This window comes from Acinetobacter sp. WC-141, from assembly GCF_000313935.1.
GTDB lineage: Bacteria > Pseudomonadota > Gammaproteobacteria > Pseudomonadales > Moraxellaceae > Acinetobacter.
Genome location: NZ_AMSS01000061.1, coordinates 30,002 through 52,095 on the forward strand (window position 1 = coordinate 30,002; position 22,094 = coordinate 52,095).

A 22,094-nucleotide genomic window follows, 5' to 3' on the forward strand; every position below is an offset into this window, starting at 1 on the left:
ACTTTAATCCTTTTCATCCCCCTCTATCCCTCAAGGTGGAGAGTTAGCTCCATTATTGTGGAAAACCCTCCTGAATAAAAGGAGGGTTAGGGAGGACTAAATTTAAATTAGTGGCGGAAATGGCGCATACCAGTGAAGACCATTGCAATGCCAGCTTCATCAGCTGCTGCGATTACTTCTTCATCACGCATAGAACCACCTGGTTGAATAATGCATTTAATGCCCGCTTTAGCAGCATTATCAATCCCGTCGCGGAACGGGAAGAATGCATCAGATGCCATTACGGCGCCTTCAACAACCAAACCAGCATGTTCAGCTTTAATGGCAGCAATACGAGCTGAGTTAACACGGCTCATTTGACCTGCACCTACACCAATAGTTTGGCGGTTTTTCGCATAAACAATGGCATTTGATTTTACATATTTCGCAACTTTCCAAGCAAAAATGAGGTCATCAATTTCTTGTTCAGTTGGCGCGCATTTGGTCACTACTTTAAGATCATCTTTAGTAATCATACCTAAATCTTGATCTTGAACTAATAAACCGCCATTAACGCGTTTGTAGTCAAGTTGTGGTGCACGTGCATCAATCGCAGGTAATTCGCCACATACTAAAACACGTACGTTTTTCTTAGCGCCAGTCACTTCAAGCACGCCATCAGCAATACTTGGAGCAATAATCACTTCAACGAATTGACGGTCAACGATTGCTTGAGCAGTTGCAACATCTAACTCACGGTTAAATGCAATAATGCCACCGAAAGCAGATTCAGGATCTGTTGCATAAGCTAAATCGTAAGCAGCTTTAATGCCATCTAAAGAAACAGCAACACCACAAGGGTTAGCATGTTTTACAATCACACAAGCAGGTTTTGCAAATGACTTAACACATTCAAGTGCAGCATCTGTGTCAGCAATATTGTTATAAGACAATTCTTTGCCTTGTAACTGTTTTGCCGTAGAAACTGATGCTTCTTTTGCATTTGCTTCCACATAGAATGCAGCAGATTGATGTGGGTTTTCACCGTAACGTAAATCTTGTGCTTTGTTCAATTGGGTATTGAACGTACGAGGGAATAAATCAGCTTCACCTTCGGTCTTACCAACGCGAGCGCCTAAGTAAGAAGCAATCATGCCATCATATTGAGCAGTATGTTCAAATGCTTTAACAGCTAAATCAAAACGTGTTTCATAAGAAAGTGAACCAGCAGTTTTTAATTCATTGATTACGGTGTCGTAATCTGAAGCATTTACTACAATACCTACAGAAGCATGGTTTTTAGCAGCTGCGCGAACCATTGTAGGACCACCGATGTCGATATTTTCGATTGCATCGGCAAGAGTACAGTCAGGTTTTGCAACTGTTGCAGCGAATGGATAAAGGTTTACAACAACCAGATCAATCGGATCGATGTTGTGTTCTTCCATTACTGCTTCATCTAAGCCACGACGAGCAAGAATACCGCCATGAATTTTTGGATGTAATGTCTTAACACGACCATCCATCATTTCTGGGAAGCCAGTATGTTCAGATACTTCAACCACTGCGATATTATTATCTTTAAGCAACTTGTATGTGCCGCCTGTAGATAATAGTTCTACCCCTAGAGCTGCAAGGTTTTGAGCAAATTCGACAATTCCTGTTTTGTCAGATACAGAAATCAAAGCACGTTTAATAGTCATGATGTTTAATTCAACAATTTCAAGTCTACGGATTAAAACCAATAAGCATAAAAAAATGCCCACGACGTCGTGAGCATTTTATCATTTATTCACTCATCAAACCGTGAGCTTTTAACTTTTTACGTAAAGTGCCACGGTTGAGTCCAAGAATCTCTGCAGCACGGGTTTGATTACCACGTGTATATTCAAGAACTACAGATAAAAGAGGTTTCTCCATTTCTGCTAGCACCATGTCATATACCTGAGATGGCTGCTCACCTTGCAATTGTGCAAAATAATGACGAACTGCGCGATCCACGTGGATGCGAAGAGCAACATCAGATTGTGCAGTAAAAATAGGAGATTTGCTATTCATGCGAGTTAATCCGAAAATCAAATACTAGCTTGGATAAAGTAGTATATAAATGTGGTCTAAAAATACGGAGCCCTGTTTTAGATCCTAAAACAGTGACTCTAAAACATAAGAACAATTAGCTTGCCATATTTCTTCGTATTGAATAAAAAATAAGCGTAACAATAGTTAAATATTTGTTACAGCTCCCTCAAAAACAAAAAAAGTTAGGCTATGTGCTTAAAGTAGAAAAGCACACATGCTTAACAGTATTTTTTTTGGATTGAGAGCGAGGAGTATATGAGTCAAAGCTTTCGTGGCGCGTATCATACCATTGTCTAGGAAAAAGTGAGCAAATTAACTGCATTTTTTTTTATTTTTTTTTCACTTTTTTTACATTTTAGGGGTGGACAATTTCTAATCGATAATTTAGTAGGCTTTTTTTGCTTCTGTTTAGCTCAAATTGGAAACGGAAAGGGGTGTTAGACGGAATACGTTGAATACCTCTTAAGTTTTCAACAAGATATTGTTGAGGAGTTAATATAATTTCTTCTGTTTTGTTGGACTCTGTTCCAAAACTCAACTTTAGATTGGGAAGTTCAATACTTTTATCATTCTGATTAAGCAAGATGCCTGAAAATTGTGTATGACTTGTGTCCACTTTGCGGAGTTTTAACTTTTCTATATAAATAAGTTGATATTGTTCGGCTGATTTATTGCAATGCAGTATTTGGCAAACATAATTAAATGCATGGCTGACGGTTGGGCTTGCATGCATGAGTTTAGGATTAAACCAGAGAATTTGAAAAGTAAAAACTAAAATCAAAATAAGGTTAGCGGAGCTCCAAAGCGTATAGTACAGCCAACTATGCTTTTTATTATTGTCTTGTTCCTGCGAGGATGTTTGTTCAGCTAAATTAAGATTTGGTAGAGCATTAATGGGTTCGTTGTGAAAATAATTTAAGTTGTTGAGATAGGTTAAAAGATCAATATTCGAATTTTCAACTTTTTGATCAAAGATATCTAACACATGAGAATGAGTCATATATCTCGTTTGCATTGAACCGTTAACTAATGTAGATGAGCTCACCATAACAGGCTGTTCAATATTAATCAGATGGGTGAGTGCATTAAAGTTCGAATCACATTTAGGGCAACAAACCATACCCTGAGCAACAGTTAATTGAGTAAGAGATACTTTATAGACTGTTAAGCACTTAGGGCAGCGGGTTTGTTTTTCATTCATGAGTTAAAAATCTCAATTTATTGTTTTACGTTTTCCTGAAATGCGACACCAATTTTCTTCGCGTTTTTCGACATCTAATATATCAAAAAATTCAGAATAAACACGTGAAACATCAGCAACTTGCTCTTCAATTACACCTGCAAGTGCGAATTCACCCTCAGATTTAAGTAAATTTGCAAACTCTGGCGCAAGAGCCATGAGAGGACCCGCTAAAATGTTTGCAACTAAAACTTCTGCCTGTTGTGGCTTGAATTCTTGATCAAATTCTTCAGGAAGACCTACATATAGTCGATCTAATACGCCATTAAGTTCAGCATTTTGTTTAGTTGCTAAAACAGCCTGAGGGTCAATATCAGTGGCATATACTTTTTTAGCGCCTAATAATAATGCTGCTACACCTAAAATGCCTGAACCACAACCATAGTCAATAACGATCTTATCTTTAACGTCAGTTTTACCTAGCCATTGTAAGCATAAGAATGTACTTGCATGGTTACCTGTACCAAATGCAAGACCTGGGTCTAACTTAATATTAGTTGCATCAGCTTCTGGTGGCTCTAACCATTCAGGTACGATCCAGAACTTTTCCCCAATTTGAATTGGTTCGTAATAATCCATCCATGCGCGTTCCCATACTTGATCTTCAAGTTCTTCATGACGTATAGGAGCGTCTGGAAGTTGAGCTTTTAAGAAAGCTTCTAAAGTGTCGACATCAATTGGGTCTTGTTCGTCTTGTTGATAAATGCCTGTCACAATTACTTTATTCCATAAAGGTGTTTCACCTGGTAATGGTTCAAGTAAAGCCTGATCTTCAGCATCATCCAGAGTTACGCTTACCGCACCTAGAGACATTAAAAGTGTTTCTGTGAACTCAACTTGTTCTTGATCAACGGTAATGTGTATTTGTAACCACTTCACGAAAAGGACCTAAAAATTTTATTTAAAGGCGTATTGTAGCGGACTGGACAGTTTTAAAAAAGAAAGCGGCCCATCTTTAATGAGCCGTCTTTGAAAATACTGATGAGATATAGCGGAAAATAATGATTTCTTCTATACCCTACATTGGAGCAGATTAAGGAGCCGGGGCTTTAAATTGTAGTTTACCGTTTTCGTTTGGTTCGCAAGTACCATTAAAGGTTACACCATTATGGCTATATGACACCCATTCACCTTGCTGTTTTTTTACACAAGCTCTAAGTTCTTTTTGCATCACTGATTTGCCTGAATCTGCAGCATGACTAGCTGTTTTACTTGATTTAGTCGTATGAGTCGATTTAGCCGTATGGGTCGTCGCAGCTTGGGTCAACGTTACGCCTGAAAAACAAAGGAGAGATGCGGTTAAGATTTTTAACAGAGTCGTTTTCATTTTGTGTTCCTTCTCGTTGCGTTAATTTTAAAGTCGTAGAAGTGCTGTACATTTTTTATTCTAAGATGAAAATTTTTTAAAAACATTCACTTTGTATTGAATTCATGCAACAAAATGTCAAAACATGTGGTTTACCGTAAATCATGTGAAGACAATTTTGTAATTATGTACATCAATAAGCAGATAATTTTGCTATAATGTTCCGTCTTTTTTTTCTGGTGTTTTTGTACTCATGCACTATCCTAAAGTTTATGATGTTATCGTTATCGGTGGCGGTCACGCAGGTACGGAAGCGGCCCTCGCTGCTGCGCGTATGGGACGACAGACTTTGCTTTTGACCCATAACATTGAGACTTTGGGCCAAATGAGTTGTAACCCTGCAATCGGTGGTATCGGTAAGTCACATTTAGTACGTGAAATTGATGCACTTGGCGGTGCAATGGCTTTAGCTGCCGATAAAGGTGGTATTCAGTTCCGTATTCTAAATTCGCGTAAAGGTGCAGCAGTGCGTGCAACACGTGCTCAAGCGGACCGCGTTCGTTATAAAGCTGCTATCCGCGATACTTTGGAAAATCAAGCGAATCTTGATATTTTCCAGCAAGCTGCTGATGACCTGATTGTTGAAGGTGATACGGTTAAAGGTGTCGTTACCCAAATGGGTATTCGCTTTGACGCTAAAACTGTCGTGTTGACTACAGGTACATTCTTGGGTGGCGTAATCCACGTTGGTTTAGAAAAATCAAGCGGTGGTCGTGCGGGTGATCCTCCTTCTATTGCGCTTGCTCAGCGTTTACGTGAATTAAAACTACCTGTGGGGCGCTTAAAAACGGGCACACCTCCACGTATTGATGCACGTTCAGTTGATTTTTCAGTCATGATTCCGCAGCCGGGCGATTTTCCATCTCCGGTTATGTCATTCATGGGTGATGCTTCTATGCACCCTGAACAAGTAAATTGCTATATCACGCATACAAATGAAAAAACCCATGACATTATTCGTGGTGGTTTAGACCGTTCACCAATGTATACCGGTGTTATTGAGGGTGTAGGCCCACGTTACTGTCCATCAATTGAAGATAAAATTCACCGTTTCGCTGATAAAGACTCGCATCAAGTATTTTTGGAACCAGAAGGTTTAGATACGCACGAGCTTTATCCAAATGGTATTTCTACTTCACTTCCATTTGATGTGCAGTTTGAGCTAGTTCGTTCTATTCGTGGTATGGAAAATGCTCATATTTTGCGTCCAGGCTATGCGATTGAATATGACTATTTCAATCCACAAGCTTTGAAATTTACTCTCGAAACTAAAGCGATTAATGGGCTGTATTTTGCAGGCCAAATTAATGGTACGACAGGTTATGAAGAAGCAGGCGCTCAAGGTTTACTTGCTGGCTTAAATGCTGCACGCCGTGCGTGGGAGCAAGAAGAGTGGACACCTAAGCGTGACCAAGCATACATGGGCGTGTTGGTTGACGACCTTATTACTTTGGGTACTAAAGAACCATACCGTATGTTTACTTCACGTGCTGAATATCGTTTGATGTTACGTGAAGACAATGCGGATCAACGTTTAACGACTATTGGTCGTGAACTTGGTTTGGTTGATGATGTACGTTGGGCTGCTTATTGTGAAAAAATGGAAGCGGTTGAGCGTGAAACCTCTCGTTTACAACATTTATGGGCTGCCCCAAATAACCCTATGGGTAAAAAGTTCGTTGAAATGACGGGTGCTGACTTAAGTAAAGAATGTAGCGCAATTGATTTACTTAAACGCCCTAATATTAACTTTGGTCAAATTGCAGAACTTACTGGCTCTGAAGTTTCTGAGCAAGTGGGTGAGCAAATCGAGATTGCTGTGAAATACGAAGGTTATATTAACCGTCAGCATGAAGATGTGGCACAGTTAAAGCGTCTTGAAGAAACTAAAATTCCTGCCGATTTTAATTATGATGTAGTGTCTGGTTTATCACGTGAGATTACCCAGAAATTAAAAACGGTTCTTCCGGAAACATTAGCTCAAGCAAGCCGTATTCCGGGTGTTACACCGGCAGCTGTTCAGCTTGTAATGATCACAATTCGTAAAAATAATATGATTAAGAAAACAGCTTAGTCTTTTAAACATAAAAAAGCCCAGTTAAGACTGGGCTTTTTTATGTTCTGTTCAAAAAATATATGGAAACTTCCTAAGGAAGAAAACAGATTTCACTTCCTTTTTTTCTTATTTCACATATTTCGAGTAGCCAGTTATATTAAATTCACGTTCAAACAAAGAGGGCTTTAACCATGACAATGAAATCAATTCGCTACAATGGATATGAAATGGCATGCCAATGCTCGTGTTCAAAATAGCGCAAAAGAAAGAGCGGATCAGTTTTGTAGGGGGAGAACACATTGATCTGAAAACAAGTATAAATATAAGAAGAGCCAATATAAAATTAAGAAAATTATAATTCAAACTCTCAAGAGAACCTTATGGTTCTCTTTTTTATATCTATTTACTCTCAGATTCAACTTCTCGTACAGCATTGTGTACTTGAACTGGTTCAATATGCAGTAATTTCTTGCCAAAACTACGTAGCCACCATACCAGTTGAGATGTAAAAGGTACGGTCGCTGTAACTTCTACGATATTTTCTTCAAGTGGAATTATAGTTTGGTCCTTGCTTAACTGACTTTCATAGAATGTTCTGGCAGTTTGCTCGGTCATGGTTAATGTGAGTTGAATTGATTCAGTTGGCTGTTTGTAGTCCACTCTAAAGCCTAGAGCACCTGAATCAATATAATCATCAATATCAAAATTGACCGGATGTAAGGCTCGACTATCTAATACCTTTGCTGTTTTAAAACGGTGCAAGGCAAAAGTTTGAACTTCAGTTTTGTCATGTCGAGTGCAAATCAAATAAATGACTGCACCTTTTTGTATCAAAGCCAAGGGATTTAAAATATATGTTTTATCTTCGCCCTGATTGACTCGTGCTTGATAAATACATTCTATTTGCTTGTCTTGAAGTAGGCCTTCATAAATTGCTTGTTGAGCATTTCGATCGACTACAGGCGGAATCAGCGGTTGGCTTGCTGGTACGATGCGTACTCGGTTAATCCATTGTCTCACATTATTTTGTGTAGAGAGGCTGCGTTTAGCCAAATCAAACCACGGCCCCATCTCATCAAGCAGGCTTGGAGGAAGTAAGTGTTTAAGATGCTCCTCAACCATCATAAACGTTACTGCCTGAGAGCTCGTCATGTGAGGTAAGCTTTGAATAGGCGCATCTGATTGCCACCGCCAGCCTTGTGGTACGGCTTTATTACTTTCAATTGGAAAGCGCTGAGCAATTTGGTTTAAATCACGCTGAATAGTCCTTAAACTGATATCAATACCTTCACGTTCAAGCATTTCTTGTAATTCTCGAGTCCCGATCCATTTACCGGTAGGGAGGCGAGATAAAATCTGCCATTGGCGATATAAACTATTTGAAGTTTCTTTTTCTATTACAGACATAAGCGTAATACATCTATATCCAACTGCTTTGGTGTCAACACAATAAAAAATCTTTACACATTTAGCAAGTTTGTCAGATTCGGTTTATGGGTCCTTTTACAATAGATGTTAAGATTTAGAAGAAGAAAGTTATAACTAAACACCGTAAAAATATTAAAGATATATAAATGGCACTGAAATTGCTTATTTAAAAATGAAATATAGATAAATGATAAAACGAGGTGGTTATGTCAGAACAAGAGCATGAATTACATACCGAAAATGATTTTTTTATACAAGAGCAGACGACTAAGGCACTCATTAACCCAACCTCTTTTTTAGAACATATTTCCGTAAAAACCAATCTATTTGAGCAACTAAAATCACAGTTTTTTAATGAGATGCTTGATGATGTAACATCAAATGGTGCGGCTTCTAAAAAAATTGAACAATGGTTGAGTATCCGTACTTTAGATGAGCTAAAAGAATTAAATGCTCAAGCGAAGCAGCATTTTCTTTATCATGGAATTACTTTTAATGTATACGGTGATAAAGAAGGTACAGAGCGAACGATTCCTTTTGATTTAATTCCACGGGTAATTGAAAAAAAACAGTGGGAGAAAATAGCTTCGGGCTGTGCTCAACGCGTTAAAGCATTAAATTATTTCCTCGATGATATTTATCATGGACAACATATTTTAAAAGAACAACTGATTCCTGAAGAGCAAATCATGGGGAACGAGGCTTTTCAGCCCCATATGCTTAAACATTCTCTGAAAGGTAAAATTTATTCACAAATTAGCGGAATTGATATTATCCGTGATGGTGAAGGAGAGTTTTTTGTATTAGAAGATAATTTAAGAACACCTTCTGGTGTGTCTTATATGATTGAAAGCCGAAAGATTAGCCAACAATTGATGCCTGAGTTATGTGCAGCCAATAATTTACAGGGAATTGAGCATTATCCCAAACTGTTAAAAGAAATATTGCAAGAGAATTCACCTGCCGACCTTCCTTTTATTGTGGTGCTAACACCGGGACGTTTTAACAGTGCTTTTTATGAGCATGCTTTTCTAGCTCGGGAAATGGATGTACCCCTGGTTACAAATCGGGATTTATTTGTAGAAAATGATCAAGTTTTTGTCAAAACTATTCGTGGGCGTCAAAAAGTAGACGTAATTTACCGCCGTTTAGATGATGATTTTCTAGACCCTTTAGCATTTCGACCAGACAGTGCTTTAGGCGTAGCAGGCCTGATGTCTGCTTATTTGCAAAAAAATGTTGTGATTGCAAATGCGCCAGGCACAGGGGTGGCTGATGATAAATCTATTTATCCTTATGTGGATCAAATGATTCAATATTATTTAGGTGAAACACCAATTCTAAAAAATGTACCGACTTATCAGTGCCGTAAAGATGAACACCTAGATTATGTACTTTCTAATCTGGACCAATTAGTTGTTAAAGAAGCGCAGGGTTCGGGTGGTTATGGCATGCTAATTGGCCCTCAAGCAAGCGCGTGTGAAATTGAGGAATTTAGAAAAAATTTGATGGCCACACCTCATATGTACATTGCACAACCTACTTTGGCCTTATCTGTTGCTCCAACTTTAACTACAGCAGGGGTGGCGGAACGTCACATTGACTTACGTCCATTTGTATTGAGTTCGCCTTATCGTACAGAGATCGTACCGGGTGGTTTAACACGAGTGGCCATGCAGGCTGGCTCTTTAGTTGTAAATTCTTCTCAAGGTGGCGGTATAAAAGATACATGGGTTGTCGAAACATTACATTCCTAATTGTGGGTTAAGAGGAACTTTATGGTTTTACTCAATTCGAGTGCGCATCAAATATATTGGTTGGGTCGATATTTAATGAGAGTTCAATTTGCAGCCTCTCATTTACCCTTTACGCAAGATGAGGAAGCAACAAACTTTGCAGCAGCATTTGGTCTGGTAATAGAAAATGCTGAATTACTAAATCACTATATGTTAGACAAGAAGCAAACATTTTCATTACTGAACCAGTTGGTTATTGCTAAAGATAATATTCAAGAACTAAGAGGTATATTGTCATCAAGTGCTTATGCAGAATTAAATAATGTTATTAACACGCTTCAAGGCCAGCCCGAAATTTTGAGAAAAGCTGTTGAAAAATGTACTCAAATATTAGAAGCGGAGAGTGAAGACGTTGGTTTATTTCTGTATTTAGGCCAAAAAATAGAGCAATTTGATATAGAGCTACGTTTCGGACAGGATTTATCAGCCTTAGTGTCGGAGCTAGATGTCTTAGTGCAACGGCTTGCTGGCTTAGATTGGGAGAACATAGATCAAAATTGGCAAGTACTAAAGCATCAGCTCACGTGGGACGCTTATTATACTTTTACGCAGCAGTTGGAAAATATGTTTGAGGTCTGATTATGAAATTGATGGTTAATCATCAAACGCATTATAGTTATACTGAAACTGCTCAAAACAGTATTCAGTATATTAAAATGATGCCTCAAACATCGCCGCATCAACATGTTATGAATTGGGCAATTAGCGTGCCGGGTGACAAAACGATTAAAAGAGACATATTTAACAATGTATGGATGACGGCTAGTCAGCGCTATCAATACCAACATCTTACATTTATGGCTCAAGGAATCGTTGAACTCCAAAATATAGAGCTGGGTTGTGTAAATCTATCTACACCTACAAATTTGTTTTTGCAGATGACCAGTGCAACCCGATGTGATTCGGAAATGTTAGACTTTGCCAAAAATATTGTAGCAGTCAAAGATCGACAGCATATTGCTTTATTAAGTGAATACATTTTGCAAAAAATACTTTATCAGCCTGAAAGTACATCGGTTCAGACAACTGCGATTGAAGCATTTCATGCTGGTCAGGGCGTATGCCAAGATCATGCTCACATTTTAATTGCGATGTGTCGTGCGTTACAATTACCTGCACGTTATGTCTCTGGTTATCTATTTGATCAAAACTATCCGCACCTTGCCAGTCACGCTTGGGCGGAAGTATTTTTAGAAAATCAGTGGTATTGTTTTGATGTAAGCAATCAGTTGTTTACACCCAAACATCATATTTATCTTGCTGTGGGACGTGACTATCTCGATGTGGCACCTATTCGTGGTGTAAGAGAGCAAGGTGGAGTTGAGAACATGATGTCTGTGGTTCAAGTGTTGGCATGTTGAATGTAAAGAGAATGAAATGACCTATTGTTGTGCGCTAAGATTGGAACAAGGTTTGGTGTTTATTAGTGACACAAGAACCAATGCAGGAGTTGACCATATTTCTGTGTTCCGAAAATTGCATACTTTCGGCGTTACCGGAGAGCGCTTTATGGCGTTGCAAACAGCAGGTAATTTAGCCACAACACAAGCTGTTATAGGTCATTTGCAAAATGCGCTTACTTTGCAGCAAGAGCCTAATTTATATAGTGTTAATACGATGTTTGAGGCAGCTGAACTGATAGGTAAAACTTTGAAAGCTGTTTTAGAGGATATTAGTTCGGATACCCAAGAACAAATGAATTATGCCTGTAGTATTTTAGTGGGTGGACAGATTAAAGGTGGTGATATGCAGCTTTATAATGTCTATCCACAAGGCAATTTTATTTGTGCAACGACAGATACGCCTTATTTTCAAATTGGTGAAAGTAAATATGGCAAACCGATTCTGGATCGAGCTTTATATTATGCAATGCCATTAGATGATGCATTACGTTGTAGTTTGATTTCTTTTGATTCGACTTTACGTTCAAATGTTTCTGTAGGCTTGCCACTTGATGCATTAATTTACACGAAAGATAGTTTCGTTATTCCGATGGGAAAACGAATTACAGAAGATGATCCTTATTTTTCACAAATTAGTCGACAATGGTCAGATACTCTACGTCGTGGCCTACAAGAAATGCCAAAACCAACAGATGATTATTGGCGATAAGATTTTGAATATTTAAATAAAAAAATCCAAGCATGCTTGGATTTTTTTATACTTTATTATTTAACTACTTTTACGAATAGGGCGATTGCTTAAGCGACAAAGTAATTCATATCCTATGGTTCCGTTTGCATCTGCAACATCATCAACTAGGCGGTGTAGACCCCAGAGTTCGACTGGCGTACCTAATTTTACTTGCAGACCTGTCACGTCGATTGCAAGCATGTCCATACTCACTCGTCCTACAACTGCGCAGAGCTGTTTATCAATAGCGACATAGTTTTGTTTAATATAAGCGCGTGGATAACCATCACCATACCCTATAGAAACAATGGCGATATCCATGGCTTGCTTTGCGCAGAAAGTAGAACCATAGCCGACATGTTCATCAGTTTGAATATGGTTTAGGGCAATCACTTCTGCTGAAAACGTCATGACTGGTTTTAAGTCAAGATCATGAACTGTTTTATCAGCGAAAGGAGAGGCGCCGTAAAGCATAATACCCGGACGAACATAATCAAAATGTAATTCTGGCCATTTATAAATCGCAGCAGAGTTACAGCAAGATGCTAAAACTGGATCACAAGCTTGTTTAACCTGTAAAAATTGTTGTTTTTGTTGTTCGTTAAGTGGATGGTCTACATCTGCATTTGCGAAATGCATCGCCAGCACGCAGGTAAATCCTTCAGCTTTTAAAGTTTTAATGACTTCAATAATTTCAGGAGCTTTAAAACCTAAACGGTTCATGCCACTATTAAGCTTAACCCAGACTTTTAAACCTTGAGAAATGTAGGCTTGTTTGTGTTTAATTAACCATTCAAATTGTTGTTGATGGTGAATCACACATTCAAAATTTTGCTCAATTGCAATTGGCATTTCTTCTTCAGAAAATGCCCCTTCAATTAAAGTAACCGGTTGTTGAAACCCAAGTTCACGAATTTCTAAACCTTCTTGTAGGCAGGCGACACCAAAGGCATCTGATGCATTTAAGGCTGCTAAACAGTCTTTGATTCCATGTCCATAAGCATTAGCTTTCACCATACTTACAATTTTTGAATTTGCTGCGAGTTGTTTGACACGGTTTAAATTATATTGAAGCGCATTGCGATCAATATAAACTGTTGCTTGGCGCACCCTCATTTACTCCTTTGGGCTAGAGATAGAGTTTATTCTTCATCATCATATTGGCTGTAATACTCAGGAGAGAGATTACTAAATCGAGTATATTGACCTTCAAAAGCAAGACGAACTGAACCAATAGGACCGTTACGCTGCTTACCAATAATAATTTCTGCAGTGCCGGCTTCTTTCGACTCTTTGTTATAAACCTCATCACGGTAAATAAACATAATTAAGTCGGCATCCTGCTCGATCGCACCAGATTCACGTAAGTCGGACATTACTGGGCGTTTATTTGGTCGGTTTTCCAGACTTCGGTTGAGCTGGGAAAGTGCGATAACAGGGCATTGCATTTCTTTTGCTAATGCTTTCAAACTACGTGAAATTTCTGAAATCTCACCTACACGGTTATCACCCATACCGGGAACTTTCATAAGCTGCAAGTAATCGACCATGATACAACCGATTTTACCATCATGCATTTTGGCAACGCGTCGAGCACGGGCACGAAGTTCGGTTGGAGGGAGGGCAGATGAGTCATCAATATACAAATGCATTTGTTGAAGCTGCAAAATGGTGCCAGTCACTTTGGTCCATTCATCTGCATCTAAGTTACCCGAACGCAAATGTCCTTGGTGGACTTTACCCATTGCAGAAATAAGACGCATTGCAATCGAGTCTGCTGGCATCTCCATTGAAAATACTAGAGCGGGTAGCTTGTTATATTGCAAAACACTTTCAACCAAATTCATAGCAAAAGTAGTTTTACCCATCGATGGACGCGCAGCAACAATAATTAAGTCACCAGGCTGCATACCAGATGTTTTATTATCAAGTTCTAAGAAGCCTGTGGTTAAACCTGTAATATTGCCATCGAGTTTTGAGAGCTCATCAAGTTTACTAATTACATCGGCGGTAACAGAGCTAATAGATTTAGGACCTGCATCCTTTTTATTGTTATTGTGCTGTTCTGCTAAAGAGAAAATACTCGTTTCGGCCAAGTCTAGAATTTCACTAACACCTCGACCTTTTGTGTCATAAGCATTTTGTAAAATTTCAGTACTGACTTTAATCATGCTGCGAAGCGTAGAGAATTCTTTAATTTTACTGGCATACGTTTCTAAGTTATAGAAACTTGAGGGTGAATCAGCCATAAGCTGCATTAAATATTCTTCGCCACCAATTGCATCGAGTAAATTTTGTTTTAAGAGCCAATCACTTACTAACACAGCATCATAAGGAGAGTTTTCTTGTGCCAGTTTCTCAATGGCACGATAGATATATTTGTGGCGTGTTGCATAAAAATCATTTTCTTTTAATAAGTCGCTGACTTGCTCAAAAGATTCGGCAACTGTCATTAAGGCCGCAAGAACAGCTTGCTCAATGGCTAAATTGTGTGGGGGAGTGCGAAACTCTTTAAGTTGGCCTGATTCACTCGTCTTATTTTCTGTTGGAGATGAAAGAGTTAAAGAAGTGGCATTCGCCTGAGACATAATTAGACCTGATGATAAAGAAAGGTGTACGCAAATAGCCTATAAGGCCGAGAACTATCTTAAAACAAAACTAAATAAACTACCTAATTAAAAAACCAATTAAACTAAAGAACTGATCAGGAATTAATATATCTTATTTTAAAAATAGGGCACATAAAAAAAGAGCATGCAAAAGCATGCTCTTTTTTTGATGAGAAATTACTCAGATACGATAGTAACGAGAACTTCTGCAACAACATCATGATGCAATTGGATTGCGATGTTGAATTCACCAGTGTGACGAAGCGCGCCATTCGGTAAACGAACTTCTGCACGGTCAACTGTAAGACCAGCATTCGTTAAAGCGTCAGCGATGTCACGAGTACCGATAGAACCGAAGAGTTTACCTTCGTCACCAGCTTTAGCAGTGATAACGATGTTAACTTCATTCAATTGTTCAGCACGTGCTTGAGCAGCAGCTAAAATTTCAGCTTCTTGCTTTTCAAGTTCAGCGCGACGAGCTTCAAAAGCAGCAGTGTTAGCTTCAGTAGCTGCAACTGCTTTACCTTGAGGGATAAGGAAGTTACGGCCGTAACCAGCTTTAACTGATACTTTATCGCCTAATTTACCAAGGTTCTTAATGCGTTGTAATAAGATAACGTCCACAGATCACCTCACTTATGGTTGTCAGTGTACGGAATCAAAGACAAGTAGCGAGCTTGCTTGATAGCAAGAGCTAATTGACGTTGATAACGAGCTTTAGTACCAGTGATACGGCTAGGAACAATCTTGCCGTTTTCAGTGATGTACTGTTTTAAAGTATCGATATCTTTGTAGTCGATGTACACAACATTCTCAGCTGTAAAGCGGCAGAACTTGCGACGACGGTAAAAACGTGCCATTGATGTTCTCCTTATTCAGCGTCTTGAGCAACTTGCTGTGCTTCTTCGCGTTGAGCTTTACGCGCACGCTTTTCTTCAGCACTTTTAGCAAGCAATGACTCTTCAGTGATTGCGTGTTCACGACGAATGATAAGGTTACGAATGATCGCGTCATTATAACGGAATAATTCTTCTAGCTCATCAAGCGTAGTTTGACCACATTCAACATTCATAAGAATGTAGTGTGCTTTGTGAATTTTGTTAATTGGGTAAGCCAATTGGCGACGGCCCCAATCTTCTAAACGGTGAATTTGACCTTCAGCTTCTTTGATCTGAGAGATATAGCGTTCAACCATACCTACAACTTGATCGCTTTGATCTGGGTGTACTAAAAGTACGATTTCGTAATGACGCATTGTCAGCTCCTTACGGTTTAAACAGCCCCTAATAAATAAAAAATTAGAAGCAAGGAGTCATAACTTAATAAGTTATGTCGCAAAAATTGCGAAGGCTGAATTATAGGTAAAAGTTCGACTAAAAACAAATCTTTTGATGAGAAAAGTAAAACTTCTTTACTATAAGGAGGAAATCCTCCCTTATTTAAAAGAGAGGAAGATTTGGAGCAGGGGATTGATAGGTAAAGCTAAAGCTCAAACTTAACAGGGTAATTAATATGACCGAGTAGAGGAAAAAACGTTTAGCCCAAAGTTGGTCATTGTCAGCTTTAAATCCAATAATTGATAAATAGAACCAATATGCTGTTAATGCATTAAAGGTGACTAGAAAAAATATATTGGTATAGCCAAAACAATATAAACCATTCAATACGGCTGCAAACAACACAATATAAATGACACACTCTACTTTCGTGCGATAAATAGAACGTGCAACAGGCAGAATGGGGATTCCCGCATTTTTGTAATCGTCAAAACGATAAATAGCAATTGCCCATGAATGTGGCATTTGCCATAGCGCGTAAGCTAAAAACAAAAGTAAAGCGGCTACATCAAAATGATGAGTTACTGCTGTATAACCAATAACAGGAGGGCTCGCTCCGGAAATACTACCAATAACGGTTTGATGGATTGAGGTACGTTTTGTCCACAAACTATAAAAACCGACGTAGACAATAAAACCAATCATTGCAAACAAGAAAGCGTAAGCATTTACACCGAACCACAAAATACTAAAACCGATAAGTCCAAGAACAAATGCATATATAAGTGCAACAGTAGGAGAGATGGTTTTTTTGACCAGTGCGCGGTTTTGCGTGCGCTGCATTTTGGTATCGATGTCTTGGTCTATCACATTATTTACAACACAACCAGAAGCAACAACTAAAGTTGTTCCAAGTAAGGTGAGTAGTAATAATAAGATGTCTATAGAGCCTTGGGCGGCTAAGAAAAAGCCGCCCAAGGTGGTAATGAAATTACCGAAGAGAATTCCTGGTTTAGTCAGGAATAGATATTTTTTCAACATGACAATCAGTTTAGATCATCATATTGTAGTGAAGGTAATTCATAATCCACACAGAACCGATTAAAAGTACCGCGATACATAAGATTGTGTAGATAAAAGCAATCATATTCCAGCGTTGTTCAGATGATGTATTCATGTGTAGGAAGTACACAAGTTGTACAAGAACCTGAGCAACAGCAGCGATTGCAATTACTGTAACTAAGATGCCACGACTGAAACCACCCGCCATCACCATCCCAAATGGGATGATGGTGAGAATAACAGAAAGGATAAACCCAACAGTATATTGCTTAAAGTTACCGTGTGACGCGCCTGCAGCATTATGGTCATGACTACTCATTAGAGAACTCCCAGTAAGTAAACGACGCTGAATACACAGATCCAAACGATGTCAAGGAAGTGCCAGAACAAGCTTAAGCAAGCTAGACGACGTGTATTCGGTAATGTCAAACCTTTAGTCTTGATTTGATACATCAATACTAACATCCACACTAAACCAGAAGTTACGTGGATACCGTGTGTACCAACCAAAGTAAAGAACGATGATAAGAATGCACTGTGAGTTGGACCATGACCTTCTTCTACAAGGTGATGGAACTCATAAAGTTCCATTCCAATGAACGTTGCACCGAAAAGGAATGTAATAAATAACCAAGTGATAACTTGATTTACATTCTTTTTATAAGATGCAAGTACAGCAAAACCGAAAGTTACCGATGAAATCAATAAGGCAAATGTTTCAGTTAACACGTAGCCTAATGAGTCATGGAACAGGTCATATGCACTTGGAGTTCCTGGTGGAATATGACTGCTTAATACAGCGAACGCAATGAAGAGTGATCCGAAAAGAATCAAGTCACTCATCAAGTATGTCCAGAAACCAAAGACCGTTAAGTCAGTATCATCATGTTCATGATGACCATCGTGGCCGTGGTTGTCGTGATGAAGTACTTCAGCCATTTCCTTAGTCCTTCTTCAAGTGTTTTTCAAGTAAAGCATAGCGTTCGTTTTCAATACGCTCAACTTCAGCAGCCGGAACATAGTAATCAACATTCTTGGTGAATGAGCTTACGATCAAGCTAACAACAGCTGAAACGAATGAAACAACAACGAGCCACCAAATATGCCAGATGAGTGCAAAGCCAAGAATTGTAATGAACATTGCAATGACAAAACCAGCTGCACGATCGGTCGGCATGTGGATGTCTTCATATTTAGTATTACGTGCGTATGCTACACCATTTTCTTTGTCAGTCCAGAAACGGTCAATACCGCTTGCATCTGGTTCATGCGCAAAGTTATAGAACGGAGCAGGGGAAGAGGTTGCCCATTCAAGCGTACGTGCATCCCATGGATCGCCTGTAAGGTCCATGTTGTCTTTGCGTTGTAAGAAACCAACAATGATTTGCATTAAGAAACATGCAATACCAATAGCAACGAGAACAGCACCAAATAATGCAATCGCAAGGTACGGATCCCATTCAGGGTTGTCATATGTATTCAAACGACGAGTCATACCCATGAAACCAAGGATATAAAGTGGCATGAATGCAAAATAGAAACCGAAGAACCAGAACCAGAACGCAGCTTTACCCCATGCTTCATTGAGCTTCCAACCAAACATTTTTGGCCAGTAGTAAATGATGCCGGCAAACATACCAAACACCACACCACCGATAATTACGTTATGGAAGTGAGCGATCAAGAATAATGAGTTGTGTACCAAGAAGTCCGCAGGTGGAACAGCCATAAGTACACCAGTTAAACCACCGATACCGAATGTTACAAGGAAGCCAAGCGTCCATAACATAGGAGTAGTAAAGGTGATGCGACCTTTATACATAGTGAATAACCAAGAGAAGATTTTCACACCAGTAGGAATCGCAATAACCATAGTCATGATACCGAAGAACGCGTTAACGTTCGCACCAGCACCCATGGTGAAGAAGTGGTGAAGCCATACAACGAACGCAAGAACAGTAATCGCGATAGTTGCATACACCATAGACTTGTAACCGAACAACGCTTTACGAGAGAAGGTTGCAACGATTTCTGAGTATAGACCAAATGCTGGTAATACCAAGATATATACTTCAGGGTGACCCCATGTCCAGATCAAGTTCACATAAAGCATTGGGCTACCGCCAAGCTCATTTGTGAAGAAATGGAAGCCGAAGTAACGGTCAAGAGTAAGCATTGCAAGAGTACCTGTTAATACAGGGAACGATGCAATGATTAATACAGCCGTACAAAGTGAAGTCCACGTGAAAATAGGCATATCCATTAATTTCATGCCAGGTGCACGCATTTTGATGATGGTAACGAAGAAGTTAACACCAGATAAAAGCGTACCTAGACCAGAAACCTGAAGTGCCCAGATATAGTAGTCAACACCTACACCAGGAGAATATTGAATGCCAGATAGAGGAGGGTAAGCCATCCAACCAGTCGCAGCAAATTCACCTAATACAAGTGAAAGCATCATCAAACCAGCAGCACCAGCGAATAACCAGAAGCTTAAAGAGTTCAATAATGGGAAAGCAACGTCGCGAGCACCAATCTGTAAAGGTACAGAGATGTTCATCATACCTACAACGAGACCCATTGCTACGAAGAAGATCATAATTACACCGTGCGCGGTGAAGATCTGGTCGTAATGGTCTGGATGTAGATAACCTTCGCCGCCGCCTTTAGCGAGGAAAAGTTGTAAACGCATCATGATCGCATCGGCGAAACCACGCAAAAGCATGACTACAGATACGAGAATGTACATGATACCAATCTTTTTATGGTCTACCGTAATAAACCACTCATTCCACAAATATCCCCATTTTTTGAAATAGGTGATACCGCCAAGCACAGCAATTGCACCAAGTGCCATAAGGACCATGGTGACAAGCACAATTGGCTCTGTCGGGATAGAGTCCCAACCCAGTTTACCAAAAATCATATCCATGTCTTATTCCCCTTGAGCAGCGTGTTCAGCTGCAGCATGAGTGTCAGCTGTTGCATGCGCAGCAGAGTGGTCAACACCATGATAGTTACTCATATAGTGGTTGATAATTGTTTCAAACAATTTTGGTTCAACTGAAGAGTAATAAGTCACAGGGTGTGGCTTTGTCGGGAACGGTTTCATAGCTTCAGCTTTAGCAAGCGCTTCTTGATCACCAGCAGCTTTAGCACGATTTACTAAATGCTCGATCTGGTGCTTAGAACGGTCACCATCACGTAAGGTTGCTAATTCAGCTTGGTCAAGCGTAGTTTTTTGAACTGCTTCTGGATTAATAGTAGAACCATTACCCGCTTTTACAGCTGCTACCCATTCGTTGAACTGTTGCTCTGTAACACTATGCGCCTTGAAACGCATTTGAGAGAAACCGTAACCTGAGTAGTTAGAAGAGAAACCACGATATACGCCAGTTTCATTTGCTAACAAATGAAGGTGAGTTTGCATACCTGCCATTGCATAAATCTGGCCGCCTAACTGTGGAATGAAGAATGAGTTCATTGTAAAGTTAGAGGTGATTTTAAAGCTTAACGGAGTTTTTTCAGGGAAACGTACTTCGTTAACAGTTGCAATGTTTTGTTCAGGATAAATGAAGATCCACTTAAACTGTTCTGCAACAACTTGAATAGTTAAAGGAGCTTTGTCTGATTCTAAAGGACGGTATGGGTCATACTTGTGGGAACCCCACCAAGTTAACCAAGCTAAAATACCAATAATAATGACAGGGATACCCCATACTACAACTTCAATTGTAGTTGAGTGTGCCCATGTAGGTTTATAGTCTGCATCTTTATTTGACGCGCGATATTTCCAACCAAACCATAATGCCATGATGATTGAAGGAATCACCACAAGTAACATTAAATAGATCGCAGTCATCATAAGGTCACTTTGACCTTGACCAACTGGACCTTTAGAGTTTAGAAGTACCATATCACCACCACACCCAGTCAAAAGTGCGGCAAGCGTTGATAAAGACAATACAGCTAAAATCGTTTGTCTCATTTTACAACCTCGGTGAAGAGTCCCATTCCCTAATTAAATATGGGATAGCGATTAAAGTGTCGCATGATTGAGAACGCTAATCCTTAAATTTAGACTTCTCAATTATATGACACCGCTACGTTGTAGGGCATTATGCCTCATATCGACAAACTAAGCTATACATAAAGTAGTCTGAAATAATTGTTTTAAAACCCGATTTTTTTTGTAGGGTATCTAATCTTTATAGAGCTTTTATTTAAATATCAACTCTCTATAGAAAAAAGGAGGCGGGGTGCCTCCTCTTTTTTTAGACCTTAAATGAATGAGTCATTCACTATCATTTGATCACTTTTGTTCTTGCAATTTTGTCATGTAGCGCTTGTCGCTTTTGTCCTAAAGCAAAAGCATAGTCAATAATTGTGCTAACAGGCATAAACAGCAAGTTGAGTATGATGAAAACAATGCTTCTTAATAAGAAGATGCGAGTTAAATTAACTTTACCATTGCTCTCGGCATCTACGATTTTAATTCCAACAATTTTCTTACCTATACTTTGCCCATATTTTGTTAAAAGAAAGGCTTGAATTGCAAGCATGATTACGACGTAAACAAGCATAGAATGCCAAGCTTCAATAGGAATTAAAGTAAAAAGTTGATGTTGTAGCTCTGCTGCTTTAGTTGAAGCAACTTCAGCTGATTGCATTTGTTTTTGCAATTCAAATAATTGCTTATACTGAGATTCATTAAAGAAAAAAGACGGAATTGCAGCTATGGGTAGCCAAAGTAATAAATCAATAATTTTTGCCAAAGCTCGAGATGGAATAGAGGCAAGTTCATGAATTTTAGGCTCTACACGAATTTGACGAATAGTTTCATTCGTTGAGCTGTTTGTGTTTATGACAGATGCAGAATAACCGATAGGTTGATATACAAGTTTACCTTGGGTTAATTCTCCTAAAGCTTTCCACTCTGTCATGCCTTCATGCCAAGCTAAATCAGTTAACAAAATTTGTTGGCTAGCCAACATTTGATTTACTTGCTCTAAGGTGTAAGGCCCAGCTTGTTGATTATTACGTGCCAAGTAAATTTGCATAAATAA

Annotated in this window: 22 protein-coding genes; 5 read left to right on the forward strand and 17 right to left on the reverse strand. The window is 39.1% G+C overall.

Features of this window, described 5'->3' with window-relative positions; translation table 11 throughout:
- Positions 1–107 precede the first annotated feature (107 nt).
- The 5 genes from purH to ACINWC141_RS12440 all read right to left on the reverse strand — a co-directional run bounded on the left by purH (position 108) and on the right by ACINWC141_RS12440 (position 4,625).
- Positions 108–1,682 carry a bifunctional phosphoribosylaminoimidazolecarboxamide formyltransferase/IMP cyclohydrolase gene (purH, locus tag ACINWC141_RS12420; protein ID WP_034678556.1) on the reverse strand — a complete coding sequence of 525 codons (1,575 nt, stop codon included), beginning with the start codon at positions 1,680–1,682 and terminating at the stop codon, positions 108–110.
- A gap of 85 nt (positions 1,683–1,767) precedes the next feature.
- Positions 1,768–2,037 carry a DNA-binding transcriptional regulator Fis gene (gene fis / locus ACINWC141_RS12425; RefSeq protein ID WP_001086304.1) on the reverse strand — a complete coding sequence of 90 codons (270 nt, stop codon included), beginning with the start codon at positions 2,035–2,037 and terminating at the stop codon, positions 1,768–1,770.
- Between the two features lie 376 nt (positions 2,038–2,413).
- A complete protein-coding gene (locus ACINWC141_RS12430; protein WP_009391765.1) occupies positions 2,414–3,259 on the reverse strand; it encodes a DUF3426 domain-containing protein in 846 nt (281 codons plus the stop codon).
- 12 nt (positions 3,260–3,271) lie between these two features.
- Positions 3,272–4,177 carry a 50S ribosomal protein L11 methyltransferase gene (gene prmA / locus ACINWC141_RS12435; RefSeq protein ID WP_009391766.1) on the reverse strand — a complete coding sequence of 302 codons (906 nt, stop codon included), beginning with the start codon at positions 4,175–4,177 and terminating at the stop codon, positions 3,272–3,274.
- Between the two features lie 154 nt (positions 4,178–4,331).
- The gene (locus ACINWC141_RS12440) at positions 4,332–4,625 is read right to left on the reverse strand and encodes a hypothetical protein (protein ID WP_009391745.1); all 294 of its coding nucleotides are present in this window, start codon (positions 4,623–4,625) and stop codon (positions 4,332–4,334) included.
- 232 nt (positions 4,626–4,857) lie between these two features.
- Here ACINWC141_RS12440 and mnmG point away from each other — a divergent pair, with 232 nt between their 5' ends.
- Positions 4,858–6,738 carry a tRNA uridine-5-carboxymethylaminomethyl(34) synthesis enzyme MnmG gene (gene mnmG, locus ACINWC141_RS12445; protein ID WP_009391708.1) on the forward strand — a complete coding sequence of 627 codons (1,881 nt, stop codon included), beginning with the start codon at positions 4,858–4,860 and terminating at the stop codon, positions 6,736–6,738.
- Between the two features lie 381 nt (positions 6,739–7,119).
- On the opposite strand, the gene ACINWC141_RS20395 is transcribed toward mnmG, so the two are convergent.
- A complete protein-coding gene (locus tag ACINWC141_RS20395) occupies positions 7,120–8,127 on the reverse strand; it encodes a helix-turn-helix transcriptional regulator (RefSeq protein ID WP_009391694.1) in 1,008 nt (335 codons plus the stop codon).
- Between the two features lie 227 nt (positions 8,128–8,354).
- Here ACINWC141_RS20395 and ACINWC141_RS12455 point away from each other — a divergent pair, with 227 nt between their 5' ends.
- The 4 genes from ACINWC141_RS12455 to ACINWC141_RS12470 are packed head-to-tail and all read left to right on the forward strand — an operon-like array spanning position 8,355 to position 12,056.
- Positions 8,355–9,905 carry a circularly permuted type 2 ATP-grasp protein gene (locus ACINWC141_RS12455; RefSeq protein WP_009391737.1) on the forward strand — a complete coding sequence of 517 codons (1,551 nt, stop codon included), beginning with the start codon at positions 8,355–8,357 and terminating at the stop codon, positions 9,903–9,905.
- A gap of 21 nt (positions 9,906–9,926) precedes the next feature.
- Positions 9,927–10,523 (forward strand): alpha-E domain-containing protein, encoded by a 597-nt coding sequence (locus ACINWC141_RS12460; RefSeq protein WP_009391684.1) that lies wholly within the window; start codon positions 9,927–9,929, stop codon positions 10,521–10,523.
- Between the two features lie 2 nt (positions 10,524–10,525).
- Positions 10,526–11,305: a transglutaminase family protein gene (locus ACINWC141_RS12465; RefSeq protein WP_009391790.1), complete on the forward strand. Its 780-nt coding sequence runs from the start codon at positions 10,526–10,528 to the stop codon at positions 11,303–11,305.
- Positions 11,306–11,321: 16 nt separating this feature from the next.
- Positions 11,322–12,056 (forward strand): proteasome-type protease, encoded by a 735-nt coding sequence (locus ACINWC141_RS12470; protein WP_009391741.1) that lies wholly within the window; start codon positions 11,322–11,324, stop codon positions 12,054–12,056.
- Positions 12,057–12,116: 60 nt separating this feature from the next.
- Here ACINWC141_RS12470 and alr read toward each other — a convergent pair whose 3' ends face one another.
- The 11 genes from alr to ACINWC141_RS12525 all read right to left on the reverse strand — a co-directional run bounded on the left by alr (position 12,117) and on the right by ACINWC141_RS12525 (position 22,088).
- On the reverse strand, positions 12,117–13,187 hold the full coding sequence (gene alr / locus ACINWC141_RS12475; RefSeq protein ID WP_009391678.1) for an alanine racemase: 1,071 nt from the start codon (positions 13,185–13,187) through the stop codon (positions 12,117–12,119).
- Positions 13,188–13,219: 32 nt separating this feature from the next.
- Positions 13,220–14,665 carry a replicative DNA helicase gene (gene dnaB, locus ACINWC141_RS12480; RefSeq protein WP_004791451.1) on the reverse strand — a complete coding sequence of 482 codons (1,446 nt, stop codon included), beginning with the start codon at positions 14,663–14,665 and terminating at the stop codon, positions 13,220–13,222.
- Positions 14,666–14,863: 198 nt separating this feature from the next.
- The gene (rplI, locus tag ACINWC141_RS12485; RefSeq protein WP_004700828.1) at positions 14,864–15,310 is read right to left on the reverse strand and encodes a 50S ribosomal protein L9; all 447 of its coding nucleotides are present in this window, start codon (positions 15,308–15,310) and stop codon (positions 14,864–14,866) included.
- Positions 15,311–15,318: 8 nt separating this feature from the next.
- A complete protein-coding gene (gene rpsR / locus ACINWC141_RS12490; protein ID WP_004791454.1) occupies positions 15,319–15,546 on the reverse strand; it encodes a 30S ribosomal protein S18 in 228 nt (75 codons plus the stop codon).
- 11 nt (positions 15,547–15,557) lie between these two features.
- The gene (gene rpsF, locus ACINWC141_RS12495; protein WP_004791455.1) at positions 15,558–15,941 is read right to left on the reverse strand and encodes a 30S ribosomal protein S6; all 384 of its coding nucleotides are present in this window, start codon (positions 15,939–15,941) and stop codon (positions 15,558–15,560) included.
- Positions 15,942–16,125: 184 nt separating this feature from the next.
- Positions 16,126–17,004 carry a heme o synthase gene (cyoE, locus tag ACINWC141_RS12500; protein ID WP_009391812.1) on the reverse strand — a complete coding sequence of 293 codons (879 nt, stop codon included), beginning with the start codon at positions 17,002–17,004 and terminating at the stop codon, positions 16,126–16,128.
- 10 nt (positions 17,005–17,014) lie between these two features.
- Positions 17,015–17,344 carry a cytochrome o ubiquinol oxidase subunit IV gene (locus ACINWC141_RS12505; protein ID WP_004643325.1) on the reverse strand — a complete coding sequence of 110 codons (330 nt, stop codon included), beginning with the start codon at positions 17,342–17,344 and terminating at the stop codon, positions 17,015–17,017.
- On the reverse strand, positions 17,344–17,964 hold the full coding sequence (gene cyoC, locus ACINWC141_RS12510; protein ID WP_005306751.1) for a cytochrome o ubiquinol oxidase subunit III: 621 nt from the start codon (positions 17,962–17,964) through the stop codon (positions 17,344–17,346). The genes ACINWC141_RS12505 and cyoC overlap by 1 nt, the downstream gene beginning before the upstream one ends.
- A 4-nt stretch (positions 17,965–17,968) precedes the next feature.
- The gene (gene cyoB, locus ACINWC141_RS12515; RefSeq protein WP_009391804.1) at positions 17,969–19,960 is read right to left on the reverse strand and encodes a cytochrome o ubiquinol oxidase subunit I; all 1,992 of its coding nucleotides are present in this window, start codon (positions 19,958–19,960) and stop codon (positions 17,969–17,971) included.
- Positions 19,961–19,963: 3 nt separating this feature from the next.
- Positions 19,964–21,016 carry a ubiquinol oxidase subunit II gene (cyoA, locus tag ACINWC141_RS12520; protein ID WP_009391784.1) on the reverse strand — a complete coding sequence of 351 codons (1,053 nt, stop codon included), beginning with the start codon at positions 21,014–21,016 and terminating at the stop codon, positions 19,964–19,966.
- Positions 21,017–21,332: 316 nt separating this feature from the next.
- Complete coding sequence (locus ACINWC141_RS12525; protein WP_009391802.1) at positions 21,333–22,088, reverse strand: RDD family protein; 756 nt, start codon at positions 22,086–22,088, stop codon at positions 21,333–21,335.
- Positions 22,089–22,094 lie beyond the last annotated feature (6 nt).